The sequence below is a fragment of the Rathayibacter sp. PhB186 genome, assembly GCF_003751825.1.
Classification (GTDB): Bacteria; Actinomycetota; Actinomycetes; order Actinomycetales; family Microbacteriaceae; genus Rathayibacter; species Rathayibacter festucae.
Map to the genome: position 1 here is coordinate 398,860 of NZ_RJKO01000002.1, position 13,511 is coordinate 412,370.

Genomic DNA, 13,511 nt, shown 5'->3' on the forward strand with positions numbered 1-13,511 from the left:
GTCGGCGTCCGGACTCGGGTCAGCGGTCCGCGAGCAGCTCGCGGACGCGCGGGATCACCCGGGTGCCGTAGAGCTCGATGTTCCGCATGATGGCGGCGTGCGGCAGGGTGCCGGCGCTGTACTTGAGGTCGAAGCGGTCGATGCCCAGGGCGCCGACCGTGTTCGCGATCTTCCGGGCGACCGTCTCGGGAGAGCCGAGGTGCAGCGCGCCGTCGGGTCCCGCCTCCTCGGCGAAGCGCTCGCGGGTGAGCGGGGCCCAGCCGCGCTCGCGGCCGATCGAGTCGAGCATGCCCTTGTAGTGGCCGAAGTAGAGCTCGTGCGCCTCCTCGTCGGTGTCGGCGATGAAGCCGGGCGAGTGCACGGCGACGGGCAGGCGCGGCTGCTCGAGCTGGTCGAGGGCGCGGCCGAAGAGGTCGACGTAGGGGCGGAAGCGGGCGGGGGCGCCGCCGATGATCGCGAGGACCAGCGGGAAGCCGAAGCGCGCGGCGCGGACGACCGACTCGGGGCTGCCGCCGACGCCGATCCAGGTGCGCAGGCGGCGGTCGCCCTCCATCGTCGGGTACACGCTCTGCTCGGTCAGGGCCGGGCGGACCGTGCCCTGCCAGGTGACCGGGCCGCCCTGCACGAGCTCGTGGAACAGCTCCAGCTTCTCCTCGAAGAGCACCTCGTACTGGGAGAGGTCGAGGCCGAAGAGCGGGAAGGACTCGGTGAAGGACCCGCGGCCGAGGATGACCTCGGCGCGGCCGTTCGAGAGCCCGTCGAGGGTGGCGAAGCGCTGGTAGACGCGCACGGGGTCGTCGGAGGAGAGGACGGTGACCGCGGAGCCGAGGTGGATGCGCTCCGTCCTCGCGGCGATCGCGGCGAGCACGACGTCCGGGGCGCTGACGGCGAAGTCGGCGCGGTGGTGCTCGCCGACGCCGAAGAAGTCGAGGCCGACCTCGTCGGCGAGGACGCCCTCCGCCACCACGTCGCGCAGGACCTGGCCGTGCGAGAGGAGCGTGCCGTCGGCCGCGGCCGTGACGTCGCCGAAGGTGTCGACACCGAACTTAATTTCATGCGTACTCATGCACTTTGCAACCTCCGAGGGTCGGGGACTATTCCGGCGGCGACGGCCGGCTCGCGGTAGGCCAGCCCCAGCGACGCGACGGTGTCGTGCGCGTTCAGGCCGCTGGGGTTGGGCAGCACCCAGAGCGGGGCGCCGGCGATCGGCTCGTCCTGCCGCCCCTGGCGCGCCCTGGTCCGCCCGAAGGCGGCGCGGTAGGCGGTGATGCCGACCATCGCGACGGCGGCGGGGCGGACGCGCTCGACGGTGCGGACCAGGCGCTCGGCGCCGGCGCGCAGCTCCTCCGGCGTGAGCTCGTCGGCGCGGGCGGTGGCGCGGGGTGCGAGGTTGGTGATGCCGACGCCGCGGTCGGCGAGGGCGCGGCGATCCTCGGCGGTCATCCCCTCGGAGACGCGGAGCACGCGGTCGAGGATGCCGGCGGCGGCGAGGGCCGGGTAGAAGCGGTTGCCGGGGTGGGCGAAGTGCGCGCCGGTCGCGGCCGTCCAGAGGCCGGGGTTGATGCCGACGAAGAGGAGGCGGACGTCGCCGTCGAGCAGGTCCTCGACGGTGCGGTCGCGGTACGAGGCGAGCTCGGCGCGGGAGAACGGCATGCGGCCATCCTGCCGTGCGGGCCGCGCGGACGGTGGCAGCATGGGGACATGACGAACGCATCGCAGGACCACCCGATTCAGCACGGCAGCGACGACGCACCCCTGGACGAGAAGCTCCGCGGCATCCTGCTGCAGGTCGCCGGCGATGCCGAGCTGCGGCCCGAGGAGGACGTCGAGGCGCTGCTGCGCCAGCGCCTGCGCGACACCCGGATCGAGATCGCGGAGGAGCACATCGCCGGGCTCGCGCGGCGGATCCCCGGGCTGACCCAGCGCGGCGGCGGCGACCTGAGCCCCGGCGCGCACTGAGCCCCACGCACACCGAGGCTCGGCGCGCACTGAGCGTCGGCATCCTCTGATGCGCACCGCGTCACTCCGGCAGCGCCGGTCCCTTCCGGTGATGGTCGAAGACCAGGCTCGTCCGGGTCGAGGCGACCGCCGGATGCGCCGAGAGGTTCGACACCACGAAGTCGCGGATGTCGTTCGAGTCGCGCACGGCGACGTGGAGGAGGAAGTCCTCGGAGCCGCCGAGGAAGAACAGCTGCACGACCTCGGGCAGCGCGCGGATCTCCTCGGCGAACCGGGTGATCGCCTGCCGCTGACCGGCGCGGATGTTGACGCTGATCAGTGCCTGCAGGGTCAGCCCGAGGGCCGCGGGGTCGAGCTCGGCGGTGAAGCCGGTGATGATGCCGCGTTCGACGAGGGAGCGCACCCGCGAGACGCAGGTGGAGGGCGCGATGCCCGCCTGCTCGGCGAGGCGGCTGTTCGGGGTGCGGGCATCGGCGCGGAGCAGGCGGACGAGGGTCCGGTCGATCGGATCGAGGTCGCCGAGGTCGTGCAGATCCTGCGGTCTCATGGCGGCACGGCTCCTTCTGATCGCGGATCCTGCGGTGAACATTCCGATTCTCGACGATCCTGCGGATGTTCTCCCGTTCGAAACATGATCTTCGCACGATAGGGGCAGTCCACCGCGAAGGAGCAGTCATGCGCATCGGCATCCCCACCGAGATCAAGAACAACGAGAACCGCGTGGCGGCGACGCCCGCCGGAGTGCACGAGCTGGTGCGGCGCGGGCACGAGGTGCTGGTCGAGGCGGGCGCCGGGCTCGGCTCGCGGGTCTCGGACGAGGACTTCGCCGCCGCCGGCGCCCGGATCGTCGCGGGGCCGGACGAGGTCTGGGGCGAGGCCGACCTGGTGGTCAAGGTCAAGGAGCCGATCGAGGCGGAGTACCCGCGGATGCGCTCCGGGCAGATCCTCTTCACCTACCTGCACCTCGCCGCCTCCCGCGCGTGCACCGATGCGCTGCTCGCCGCCGGCACCACCGCGATCGCCTACGAGACCGTGCAGCTGCCCGATCGCCACCTGCCCCTCCTCTCGCCGATGAGCGAGGTCGCCGGGCGGCTCTCGATCACCGTCGGCGGCTACCACCTGATGCGGGCGGCCGGCGGGCGCGGCACCCTCCTCGGCGGAGTGCCCGGGACGCCGAAGGCCAAGGTCGTCGTGATCGGCGGCGGCGTGGCCGGCGAGCACGCGGCGGCGAACGCGCTCGGCATGGGCGCCGACGTGACCGTGGTGGACCTGTCGATCCCCCGGCTGCGCGAGCTCGAGGCGCGCTTCGACGGGCGGATCCAGACGCGCGCGTCCTCGACGTACGAGATCGCGGCGCAGATGGCGGAGGCGGACCTGGTGATCGGGTCGGTCCTGATCCCGGGTGCGCGGGCGCCGAAGCTCGTGACGGACGAGATGGTGGCGACGATGAAGCCGGGCTCGGTGCTGGTCGACATCGCGATCGACCAGGGCGGCTGCTTCGAGGGATCGCGGCCGACGACGCACGACGACCCGGTCTTCGCGGTGCACGACAGCGTCTACTACTGCGTCGCCAACATGCCCGGCGCGGTGCCGGAGACGTCGACGCGGGCGCTGACGAACGCGACGCTCCCCTACGTCGTCGCGCTGGCGGACCGCGGCTGGAAGGCGGCGCTCGCGGCGGATCCGGCGCTCGCGAAGGGGCTCAGCACGCACGACGGGCAGGTCGTGAACGCGGCGGTCGCCGAGGCGTTCGGGCTGCCGGCGGCGAGCCTCGAGGGACTGCTGGGCTAGGCGGCCTGCAGGCCCAGGGTCTCGACGATCTGCGCGATCTCGTCCTCGGGGGCGGCCGCGAGGTCGACGGTGACGTGCCGCTCGTCGTCGCCGAGCGGCTCCAGGGCCTCGAACTGCGAATCCAGCAGGGCGGGCGGCATGAAGTGGCCGGTGCGCGCCCCGAGGCGGTCGGCGATCAGCTCGCGGGTGCCGGCGAGGTGCACGAAGACGAGGTCGTCGCGGCGGAGCACGTCGCGGTAGCGCCGCCGCAGGGCGGAGCAGGTGACGACGACGGAGTCGCCGCCGCTCACGAGGGCGTCCACGCGGGCCGCGATCGTCGTCAGCCAGGGGGCGCGGTCCTCGTCGTCGAGCGGGACGCCCTCGGCCATCTTCGCGACGTTCGCGGCGGGGTGGAGCTCGTCGCCCTCGACGAAGGTCCAGCCGAGGCGGTCGGCCAGCAGGGTGGCGATCGTGGACTTGCCGCTGCCGGAGACGCCCATCACGACGAGGGCGCGGACGGGAGTGGCGGAGGGACTGGCCGATGCGGTCATGACCTCGATTATGTCCGACGAATAGCTGGTCGGGCGAGGCGAGCGCCGGAATACTGAGGGCATGGACGGACCGCGCTCGCTGCACGAGGCGGTGCTCGACGAGCTCGGGTCGCAGATCGTGCAGGGCGCACTGGCGCCCGGGAGCGCCTTCAGCGCGGACGAGCGGGCGGAGCGCCGCGGGGTCTCCCGCTCGGTGATGCGCGAGGCGGTGCGCGTGCTGGAGTCGCTCGGGCTGGTGGTCTCGCGGCGGCGGGCGGGGACGCGGGTGCAGCCGCCGGAGTGCTGGAACGCGCTGGATCCGCGGGTCATCGGCTGGAGCCTCGACGGGCCGGATCGGCAGGTGCAGCTGCATCGGCTGAGCCAGCTGCGCCTCGGTGTCGAGCCGCTGGCGGCGCGGCTCGCGGCGGAGCACGCGACGGCCGGGCAGCGGATCGCGCTCGCCGAGGCGGCGGGCGGGATGTCCGAACACGCTCGGGCGGCCGATCAGGCGGCCTACCTCGCCGCCGACGTCGTCTTCCACCGGACGCTGCTGGCGGCGTCGGGGAATCCGATGCTCGCGCAGCTCGGCGACCTCGTCGCGGCGGTGCTCGCCGGGCGCACGCGGCACGCGCTGATGCCGCGCGAGGCGGACTCGGAGGCGGTGGGGCTGCACCGGGCGGTCGCCGCTGCGGTGGCCGAGGGCGACGGTGAGGCGGCTGAGGCGGCGATGCGCGCGATCGTCGAGGAGGCGGACCGGGCGGTGCTGGCGGGGTGAGCGCGGGGGCGGGTCGCGGCGGGCGGGTCGCGATACGCCCTGCGGGCTACTCGACCAGCATGCAGGGCAGGCCGCTCCCGGCGGCGCGGGTCTCGATACGCCCTGCGGGCTACTCGACCAGCATGCGGCGGGACGTCGTGCCGTTGAATCCGCCAGCAGAGCTCTCCGCATGCTGATCGAGTAGCCCGCGGAGCGGGCGTATCGAGATCCTCCAGCGTCAGAAGGCCTGTCTGCAGACCCGTCCTTCGGGTGACGGTGGGTCTCGATACGCCCCTGCGGGGCTACTCGACCAGCACGGGTCGGGCTGCTCGAGCGGCCTGGCCCGGGCTGGTCGACCGGCGTGACTCGGGTGCTCGACCGGAGGGGGCGGTCGGGCTGCGAATGGGGTGGGGCGGGTTGCTGTGCGGGCCGGCGGGGCGCACAGTGGAGGGATGGCCGAGGGATACTCCTCCGCGCAGGTGCGGGCCGCCGAGGCGCCGCATCTGGCGCGTCGAGAGCCGCTGATGCAGCGGGCAGCGGACGGGCTCGCGCGGGAGCTGCGGGCCGCGCTCAGCACGCGCCGGGACCGGCGCGGCGCGGGCAGCGTGCTCGTGCTGGTCGGGCCGGGGAACAACGGCGGGGACGCGCTGTACGCGGCGGCCGAGATCTCCTCCTCCGGCAGCGACGTGTCGCTCGTGCTGACCGCCGACCGGGCGCACCAGCGCGGACTCGCCGTCGCGCTGGACGACGGCTGCGGCCGCGTCGCGGCCGACGACCCGGCCGCCCTCGCGGCCGCGGTCGCCCGCGCGGACGTGATCGTGGACGGCATCCTCGGCATCGGCACGGCGGAGCCCGCGCTGCGCGGGCGGCCGCGCGAGGTGGTGGCGACGGTGATCGAGGCGCTCGGACGACGCGAGGACGCGCCCGTCGTGGTCGCCGTGGATCTGCCGAGCGGGATCGGGCCCGACGACGGCGCGGTACCGGACGAGACCGTCCTGCCCGCCGACGTGACCGTGACCTTCGGGGCGATCAAGGCGGGGCTGCTGCTCGAGCCCGCGCGCTCCTACGTCGGCCGGATCCGGCTCGTGGACATCGGGCTCGGGCCCGACCTCGCCGGGGTCGAGCCGATCGTCAGGACCTAGAGCCTCGGCCTACGCCTGCGCGCCGCGGGTGAGCAGGTGCGCCCGCTCGGGGTGCTGGTCGAACCACTGTCCGACGTACCAGCACATCGGCACGATGCTGCGGCCGCTCGTCGCCTCGATGTCGTCGACGGCGAAGGCGACCAGCTCACCGGCCAGCCCCTGGCCGCGGTGCGGCGGCGAGGTGAAGGAGCGCACGAGCGAGACGCTCTCGTCGTTCTCGTGGAAGTCGAGGACGCCGACGAGCGCCCCGTCCTGGTGCAGCTCGTAGCGGGACGCGTGGTCCGCCCGGCGGAAGTCCTTGGCCATCTCCCCAGGGTAGGCCGCTCGCGCTCCGCACGGCCGGGGTGGTCAGGATCCGTCGCCGAGCAGATCGCCGTCGACGTAGTACCAGCGGCCGTCCTCGCGGAGGAAGCGGCTGCGCTCGTGCACCAGCCCCGGCCCCTCGGAGGAGCGGTAGGAGGCGCGGAACTCGACGAGCCCCTCCGCGTCGTCCTCGCCGCCGAACGAGGTGTCGACGATCTGCAGGCGCCGCCAGCGGACGTCGTCGTCGAGGTCGACGCGCTTCGGGCGGGTGGACGGGTGCCAGCTGGACAGCAGGTAGCCGGCGCTGCCGAGGACGTTCGCGCTGTAGCGGCTGCGCATCAGGCGCTCCGCGGTCGGCGAGGGCGTCTCGCCGAGGTGGGCGGGGCGGCAGCAGTCGGCGTAGTGGCGGCGGCTTCCGCACGGGCAGGCGTCGGCAGGGTGCATCCGGACAGTCTCGCAGGGCGCGGGCGCGCCGGATCGCCCTACTCTCCCGCTCCCGCCGGCTCCGCCACCAGCGACACCGCGAGCAGATCGCCCGTCGGCCCGGCGCCGACGGCGTGCAGCGAGAACTCGACCAGACCGTCCTCGCCCGTCGACGGGGTGATCGCGTACTCCACCTCGACGGCGTCGTCGAGCGTCCGGACGGCGAGCGGCTCGCCGAGCGGGCGGCCGTCGATCCGGAGCTCGTGCTCGCCGTCGCCGTCGCGGTCGCGCAGCAGGACGCGGAGCACGGCGGCGCGCTGCGACGGATCGACGAGGGTGTAGCCGAACCAGCCGTCCGGGCCCTCGGCGCTGCGCCAGTGCACGCCGTCGGCGCCGCCCGCGCGGCTGCGGTGCCCGACGAAGGCGTGGTCCGACTCGGGCTGCTGCTCGCCCGCGGTCACGGAGTCGATCACCGCGGCTGCGGAGGCGGCCTCGCGGTCGAGCGCGGCAAGCTCGGCCCGGCGCGCGGCGGAGTCGGAGCCGCTGGGCCAGTAGAGCGTGTAGCGGCTGTCGTGCAGTGCGGAGAACGGCTCGAGGCGGACCGGGCCGGCGTCGGTGCGCAGCTCGGCGGTCAGGGTCGCGCGGTCGAGGAGGGCGACGGCGCCGACTCCCCCGGTCACGACCGGGGTCGTGGCGAGGTCGCGGAGCGGGCCCGCGGCGACGTGCGCCATCCGCCGGCCGTCGGCGATCAGTCCGTCGAGGTCGGCGTCGTCGGTCCTCGCCGCGAGCACGACGGGGCCGTAGGAGAACGCCGACCAGGCGGAGCCGTCGGGCAGCGGCTCGGCGCGGAAGCCGAGCGCGAAGACGATCCGGATCTCGTGGCGGCCGGGCGCCAGGACGGCGGTGCGGACGAAGCCCTCGACGGCCGCGGTGTCGAGCGCTGCGCCGTCGACCGTCACGGTCATCGACTCCGCCCACGACGGCCGGCGGAGCCGCACGGCGCCGGCGCGCTCCAGGTCCACGGTGATGGTCACGTCGTCCGCCTGCGGGAAGGCGGTGTCGATCCGCGCGCGCAGCCCGTGCTCCGGGGCGTCGAGGGTCGAGGGCAGGTAGAGGGCGATCAGCAGGTCGTCGCCGGTCTGCGCATGGTCACCGTCGCGCGACTCGTCGCCGACGAGGGCGTAGACCAGCTCGCCGTAGCGGGCGTGGTTCTCGAGCCCGGTGCCGACGCAGCACCACATCCCCTCGTGCGGCGCCGAGTAGACCCGGTAGTGCGCCGGGCGCAGTGGGGTGAAGTAGACGAAGCCGCCGTCGGGACGCTGCGAGGAGAGCAGGTGGTTGTACTGCGCGCGCTCGACGTAGTCGAGGTAGCGCTCCTCGCCGCCCGCCTCGAAGAGGACACCGCTCAGCTCGATCATGTTGGCGGTGTTGCAGGTCTCGGGGCCCTCGCGGTCGAGGATCATCGGCGTGAAGTCGCTCGCGCGGTGGAAGTGCTCGCGCACGCTGTTGCCGCCGATCGCGACGGTGCGCTCGCCGGTGACCCGCTCCCAGAAGAAGCGCGCGGCCGGCAGCTGCTCGCCGCCGAGGCGCGCGTAGCCGACCGCCTTCGGGATCTGGGTGTTCGCGTGCAGCCCGTCGAGCGCGTCGCGCCGCTCGAGCAGCGGGTCGAGCAGCGCGCGGTGCGAGAAGCGCGCGGCCTCGGCGCGGTAGGCGGCGGCGCGCTCGGAGTCGCCGGGGTCCGCGGCGGCCACCTGCTCCGCGAGATCGGCGAACGCCTCGTTCATCCCGCCGAACTCGGCGTGCAGCATCGCCTCGAAGGCGTCGTCGTCGAGCCCGGCGGAGACGCCGAGCCACCAGTCCGCGAACCGCACGGCCATCGCGAGCGCCCGCTCCGAGCCGCCGGCGGACGCGGCGTCGAGCAACCCCGAGAGCGTCTTGTGCAGGTTGTACAGCGGCACCCAGCGGCCGTTGAGGGTGAAGAGGTCGGCGTCGACCTCGCCGCGGGCGAGCTCCTCCCCCAGTGCGCGCCCGCCGGGGACGCCGCCGAGGTAGCCGGTGCCGACCGCGTCCTGGGCCCGCTCGAACCCGTCGAGCAGGGTCTCCATCCGCTCGCGCGCGGCGGCGTCGCCTGTGGCCGCGAGCATCAGCGCGCTCGCCGAGAGCGCGTGACCGCCGACGTGCCCGTCGAGCCCGTCCGACTCCCAGTTGCCGTAGCCCTCCGCCGCGGGCAGACCGGCCTCGCGCAGGAACGGCGCGAGCAGGCGGTCGGGGTCGAGCGCGAGGAGGTAGCGCAGGCCCGTGGCCTGAGCGTCGGAAAAGGCGCTCGGCAGCAGGCGGACGGAGCGCAGCGGGAAGCGGCGAACGGGGCGGACGGCGGGGGCGGTGCGGGGCAACGGGAGACCTCTCAGCCCTTGACGGCGCCCGCGACGAGACCGCGGACGTAGTACTTCTGGATGGCGGCGTAGAGCAGCAGGCACGGGATCATCAGCAGCACCGCGCCGGCGATGACGTAGCCGAAGTCGGTCTGGCCGAAGGCGCCGGAGGAGATGTTCTGGATGGCGACCGGCAGCGTGAAGAGGTCCTGCCGGGTGAGGAAGGTCAGCGCGCCGAGGAAGTCGCTCCAGGCGCCGAGGAAGGCGAAGAGGAAGACCGTGGCGACACCCGGGACGATCATCGGCCGCAGCACCGAGAAGAGGATGCGGAACGGCCCGGCCCCGTCGATCCGCGCGGCCTCGGTCACCTCGCGCGGGATCTGCGCGAAGGAGTTGCGCATCAGGAACACCCCGAACGGCAGGTTGAAGGTGAGGTAGAAGAGGATGATCCCGAGGTGCGTGTCGGTCAGGCCGAGCGCGTTCATCTCGAGGAAGAGCGGGGTGAGCACCGCCTGGAACGGCACCATCATCGTCAGCAGGATCAGGCCGAAGGCGACGTTCGAGCCGCGGAACGGGAAGAGCACCAGCGCGTAGGCCGCGAGGGTGGTCACGACCACGCTGAGCACGGCGGTGCCGAGCGCGATGATCAGCGAGTTGACGATGTAGGTCCCCGCGCCGATCGAGCCGAGCAGGCCGGTGTAGTTGTCGAGGGTCAGGTTCGAGAAGGACTGCTCGGCGGCGGGCGCGACGATCTGCGCGCCGGGCTGGAACGAGCGCAGGATCGACCAGGCGACCGGCGCGACGAACGCGACCGAGACCAGCGTGCCGAGCACGACGTAGAGGACGGTGCGGAGCCGGGCGGCGGGGGTGCTGCGGCGACGCGCCGGCACCGGGGCGGCGGCGGGCGCCGGCGGGCGGGTGGGCGTCGGAGTGCGAGGGGGCATCAGTCGTCCTTCATCACGCGGAACTGGAGCAGCGTCAGCGCGGCCGCGATGACGACGACCACGAACGACAGCGCGGTCGCGTAGCCGACCTGCAGATCGCCGAAGGCCTTGTTGTAGACGTAGAGCATCACGGTGAGGGTGCCGGTGCCCGGCCCGCCGCCCGTGATCACGTAGAACTGGGTGAAGGCGAGGATCGCGCCGACGAAGCCGAGCACGCTGAGCAGCCCGAGGTAGCGCTTCACCAGCGGCACCGTCACCAGGAACTCCTGCTTCCACCGGCCGGCGCCGTCGATCGCCGCGGACTCGTAGAGGGCGTCGTCGATGCCCTGCATGCCCGACATCAAGACGATCATCGTGAAGCCGGAGCCGACGTAGGCGCCGAGGAGGACGATCAGCGTCGTCGCGCTCGTCGCGTCGAGCAGCCAGGCGGTGGGTGCGTCGGTGAGGCCCAGGGCCATCAGCACCTGGTCGAGCGCGCCGCTGTCGGGGCGGAACTCGAGCAGCGCGACGAAGCTCAGCGAGGTGAGTCCGATCACGTAGGGCACGAAGACGGCGGTGCGGATGATCCCCGCCCCGCGCCGGTTCGAGCGCACCAGCACGGCGAGCAGGTAGCCGACGACGATGCCGAGCAGCGTCGAGACGACGGCGAAGCCGAGCGTGTAGAGCACGGACGCCCAGAACGTGGTGTCCGAGAAGGCGGTCGCGTAGTTGTCGAACCCGACGAAGCCGACGGTGCCGACCAGCGGCCAGTCCGTCACCGAGATCACCACCGCGAAGATCAGCGGCACGACGACGAAGACGACGACGAGCACGAGGGCGGGCAGGATCATCAGGAGCCCGGTGCGGGCGTCCTTCTTTCCGAGGGCGACGCTCATGCCTGGTTCACCTCCAGGACGCGGGCCGTCTCCTCCTGGCCGCGGTCGAGGACCGCGTCGAGGTCGTCGTCGCCGAAGACCGCGCCGCGGAACATCGCGAGCCACGGGGACTGCACGGTGTTGGTGAGCTGGGTGTACAGGGTGGTCGGGGCGGCGAAGCCCTCGTTCATCCGCTCCATCCCGGGGACCATCAGCGGGAACTCGTCGACGAAGCCGGTCTCGAGCACGTCGTCGCGCACCGGGTACCAGCCGAGCGCGGCGAGCTCGGACTGCTGCTCGAGCTCGGTGACGAAGCGCATGAAGTCCCAGGCCGCCTCGGGGTTCCTCGCGCCGCGCGGGATCGAGAGCACCGCGCCGCCGGAGAACTGCGAGACGCCGCCGTCGGGGCCGGGGAACGCGCTGACGCCGAGGTCGCCGAGGAACTCGGGGGTGGCTCCGCCGACGATCAGGTCGTAGGAGCCGGGGAAGAGGCCGACGGTGCCGTCGAGGAAGTCCTTGCCCCAGGCCGTGCCGCTGTCGGCGGAGGCGCCGGGCTGGGCGAGGCCCTCCTGCTCGAAGGTGCGGTAGAGCTCCAGGGTGCGCCGCAGCGGCTCGTTGCCCGCGACGGTCGCGCTCTGGCGGCCGACGACGCCGTCGTAGAAGGGGCTCTCGTCGGCCCAGAAGTGCGGCTGGACGACGTAGCCGAGGATGCCGGCGGAGTTGCCGGTGAAGGTCACCCCGGAGACGCCGTCGAGCCGCTGGAGCGCCCGGGCGTGGGTCAGGTACTGGTCGAAGTCGGTCGGTCCCTGCTCCGGGTCGAGGCCGGCCTGCTCGTAGAGGCGCTTGTTCCAGAAGAGCTGCGAGACGTTGGAGAGGGCGGGCAGGCCGTAGACCTTGCCGTCGTAGGAGGCGACGTCGAGCAGCGGCCGGTTGAGGCGGTCGGCGTAGGGCAGCGCCTGGATCAGCGGGGTGAGGTCGGTCAGCGCCTCGCGGGAGCTGAAGACCGGCGTGGTGACCGAGTCGGGAGCGACGACGTCGGGCACGGCGTTCGCGCGGATCGCGGTGGCGAGCTTGGTGACCATCTGCCCCTCGGGCAGCACGGTCAGCTCGACCCGCACCGCGCTCTGCGCCGCGTGGTACTTCTCGACGATCAGCTGGGCCGGAGTGAAGGCGACGCTGCGGCACCAGAACCGGATCGTGCCGCTCGGGGCGGCGGCGAACGAGGGCGCCGAGACGTCGGCCTCGGGCAGCACGGCGGAGCAGCCGGTCAGGCCGAGCGCGGCAGCGAGGCCGGCGCAGCCGAGGGCGAGCGCGCGGCGGCGGGTCAGGTCGGGCAGGTGCGGGTCGAGCAGGCGGAGAGGAGAGTGCGTCATCGATCCCTCGTCGTTCGGTCGGAGCGGGCGGTCGGGTGCGTGCGGTGGGCGGGTGAGCGCGGGATCAGGTGGAGTCGCGGACGATCAGCTGGCAGGGGTGCGCCTCGATCCCGGCGCGGGGGCGGCCGTCGATGGCCTCGAGCGCGCGGGCGCCGGCCGCCCGGCCGAGCTCCTCGAGGTTCATGTCGACCGTGGTGAGCGCGGGACGGGAGTTCATCGCCGCGGCGGCCCAGTTGTCGAAGCCGACGATCGCGACGTCGCGCGGGACGCTCACGCCGGCCTCGCGGAGGCCGTCCGCCACTCCGCGGGCGATCTCGTCGCTGCCGCAGAGCACCGCGTCGACCGGCTCGACCCGCTGGCGCAGCATCTGCGCGGCCTGACGGCCCCAGGTCTCGGTCCAGTTGCCGTAGAGCGAGCGGTCGCCGACCAGGCGCAGGCCGAAGGAGGGCGCGTGCTCCTGGACCGCCTCGGCGCGGATCCGGGCGGAGTAGTCGAGCCGGGACCCGGCGACGTAGGCGATGTCGCGGCGGCCGAGCGCGGCGACGTGCTCCAGAGCGAGCAGGATGCCCTGGGTCTGGTCGACGACGACGGACATGTCGGCCGGGTCGTCGGAAGAGCCCATCACGTAGACGATCGGCACGCTGGTCGCCGGCAGCGCCGGGCGCGGACCGGTGAGGTTGGTCATCACCACGATCGCGTCGACCCCGCGGGCCGCGAGGATCTCGACGCAGTGCCGCTCGCGGACCCGGTCGCCGCGGGAGTTGCTCAGCAGCACCGAGGCCTGCTCGGCGGGGAAGGCGTCCTCGAGCCCCCACATCACCGGGATGCTGAAGCGGCCGATGTCGTCGGAGGTCACCAGGCCGATGGTGAGCACCCGCTGCTCCGGGGCCGGCCCGCTCGCGGCGGCCGGCAGCGCGAAGCCGAGCTCGGCGGCGGCGGCGAGGATCCGCCCGCGGGTGTCGCCGCTCAGCTGGCCGCGGTTGTTCAGCGCCTTCGAGACGGTGCCGACGGAGACGCCGGTCGCCGCGGCGACGTCGCTGAGGGTGACGCGGCGGGCGGGGAAGCTCATCGGGGTCGTCCTCTTCTC

The 13,511-nt window shown here is 73.5% G+C and carries 15 protein-coding genes; 4 read left to right on the forward strand and 11 right to left on the reverse strand.

Annotation, left to right across the window (positions count from 1 at the left end):
- Nucleotides 1–19 precede the first annotated feature (19 nt).
- Nucleotides 20–1,066: an LLM class flavin-dependent oxidoreductase gene (locus EDF45_RS09510; RefSeq protein ID WP_123735910.1), complete on the reverse strand. Its 1,047-nt coding sequence runs from the start codon at nt 1,064–1,066 to the stop codon at nt 20–22.
- Nucleotides 1,063–1,653, reverse strand: a complete 591-nt coding sequence (locus tag EDF45_RS09515; RefSeq protein WP_123735911.1) for a mismatch-specific DNA-glycosylase — start codon at nt 1,651–1,653, stop codon at nt 1,063–1,065. Before EDF45_RS09515 ends, EDF45_RS09510 begins: the two co-directional genes overlap by 4 nt.
- A 48-nt stretch (nt 1,654–1,701) precedes the next feature.
- On the opposite strand from EDF45_RS09515, the gene EDF45_RS09520 reads away from it, so the two are divergent.
- Nucleotides 1,702–1,959 carry a hypothetical protein gene (locus tag EDF45_RS09520; RefSeq protein ID WP_123446108.1) on the forward strand — a complete coding sequence of 86 codons (258 nt, stop codon included), beginning with the start codon at nt 1,702–1,704 and terminating at the stop codon, nt 1,957–1,959.
- A gap of 61 nt (nt 1,960–2,020) precedes the next feature.
- On the opposite strand, the gene EDF45_RS09525 is transcribed toward EDF45_RS09520, so the two are convergent.
- Nucleotides 2,021–2,506, reverse strand: coding sequence for an Lrp/AsnC family transcriptional regulator (locus EDF45_RS09525; protein ID WP_123446107.1), 486 nt, complete (start codon nt 2,504–2,506; stop codon nt 2,021–2,023).
- 128 nt (nt 2,507–2,634) lie between these two features.
- Here EDF45_RS09525 and ald point away from each other — a divergent pair, with 128 nt between their 5' ends.
- The gene (gene ald / locus EDF45_RS09530) at nt 2,635–3,750 is read left to right on the forward strand and encodes an alanine dehydrogenase (RefSeq protein WP_123446106.1); all 1,116 of its coding nucleotides are present in this window, start codon (nt 2,635–2,637) and stop codon (nt 3,748–3,750) included.
- On the opposite strand, the gene EDF45_RS09535 is transcribed toward ald, so the two are convergent.
- A complete protein-coding gene (locus tag EDF45_RS09535; protein ID WP_123735913.1) occupies nt 3,747–4,280 on the reverse strand; it encodes a gluconokinase in 534 nt (177 codons plus the stop codon). The two genes, ald and EDF45_RS09535, sit on opposite strands and share 4 nt — an antisense overlap.
- A gap of 61 nt (nt 4,281–4,341) precedes the next feature.
- Here EDF45_RS09535 and EDF45_RS09540 point away from each other — a divergent pair, with 61 nt between their 5' ends.
- Together EDF45_RS09540 and EDF45_RS09545 are read left to right on the forward strand one after the other, a co-directional pair.
- Nucleotides 4,342–5,034 carry a FadR/GntR family transcriptional regulator gene (locus tag EDF45_RS09540; protein WP_123735914.1) on the forward strand — a complete coding sequence of 231 codons (693 nt, stop codon included), beginning with the start codon at nt 4,342–4,344 and terminating at the stop codon, nt 5,032–5,034.
- A 431-nt stretch (nt 5,035–5,465) separates the two neighbouring features.
- A complete protein-coding gene (locus EDF45_RS09545) occupies nt 5,466–6,155 on the forward strand; it encodes an NAD(P)H-hydrate epimerase (RefSeq protein ID WP_123735915.1) in 690 nt (229 codons plus the stop codon).
- 9 nt (nt 6,156–6,164) lie between these two features.
- Here the strand turns inward: EDF45_RS09545 and EDF45_RS09550 are convergent, their stop codons facing one another.
- The 7 genes from EDF45_RS09550 to EDF45_RS09580 form a co-directional block, all read right to left on the reverse strand.
- On the reverse strand, nt 6,165–6,461 hold the full coding sequence (locus tag EDF45_RS09550) for a GNAT family N-acetyltransferase (RefSeq protein ID WP_123706542.1): 297 nt from the start codon (nt 6,459–6,461) through the stop codon (nt 6,165–6,167).
- A 42-nt stretch (nt 6,462–6,503) separates the two neighbouring features.
- The gene (locus EDF45_RS09555) at nt 6,504–6,902 is read right to left on the reverse strand and encodes a YchJ family protein (RefSeq protein WP_123446101.1); all 399 of its coding nucleotides are present in this window, start codon (nt 6,900–6,902) and stop codon (nt 6,504–6,506) included.
- A 38-nt stretch (nt 6,903–6,940) separates the two neighbouring features.
- Complete coding sequence (locus tag EDF45_RS09560) at nt 6,941–9,274, reverse strand: glycoside hydrolase family 127 protein (protein ID WP_260312100.1); 2,334 nt, start codon at nt 9,272–9,274, stop codon at nt 6,941–6,943.
- An 11-nt stretch (nt 9,275–9,285) separates the two neighbouring features.
- Nucleotides 9,286–10,197: a carbohydrate ABC transporter permease gene (locus tag EDF45_RS09565; protein WP_123735916.1), complete on the reverse strand. Its 912-nt coding sequence runs from the start codon at nt 10,195–10,197 to the stop codon at nt 9,286–9,288.
- Complete coding sequence (locus EDF45_RS09570) at nt 10,197–11,072, reverse strand: carbohydrate ABC transporter permease (RefSeq protein WP_123735917.1); 876 nt, start codon at nt 11,070–11,072, stop codon at nt 10,197–10,199. Before EDF45_RS09570 ends, EDF45_RS09565 begins: the two co-directional genes overlap by 1 nt.
- Entirely contained in the window at nt 11,069–12,424 is a 1,356-nt protein-coding gene (locus EDF45_RS09575; protein ID WP_123735918.1) for an ABC transporter substrate-binding protein, read from the reverse strand. The genes EDF45_RS09570 and EDF45_RS09575 overlap by 4 nt, the downstream gene beginning before the upstream one ends.
- 64 nt (nt 12,425–12,488) lie before the next feature.
- The gene (locus EDF45_RS09580) at nt 12,489–13,493 is read right to left on the reverse strand and encodes a LacI family DNA-binding transcriptional regulator (RefSeq protein WP_148060254.1); all 1,005 of its coding nucleotides are present in this window, start codon (nt 13,491–13,493) and stop codon (nt 12,489–12,491) included.
- Nucleotides 13,494–13,511: the final 18 nt, after the last annotated feature.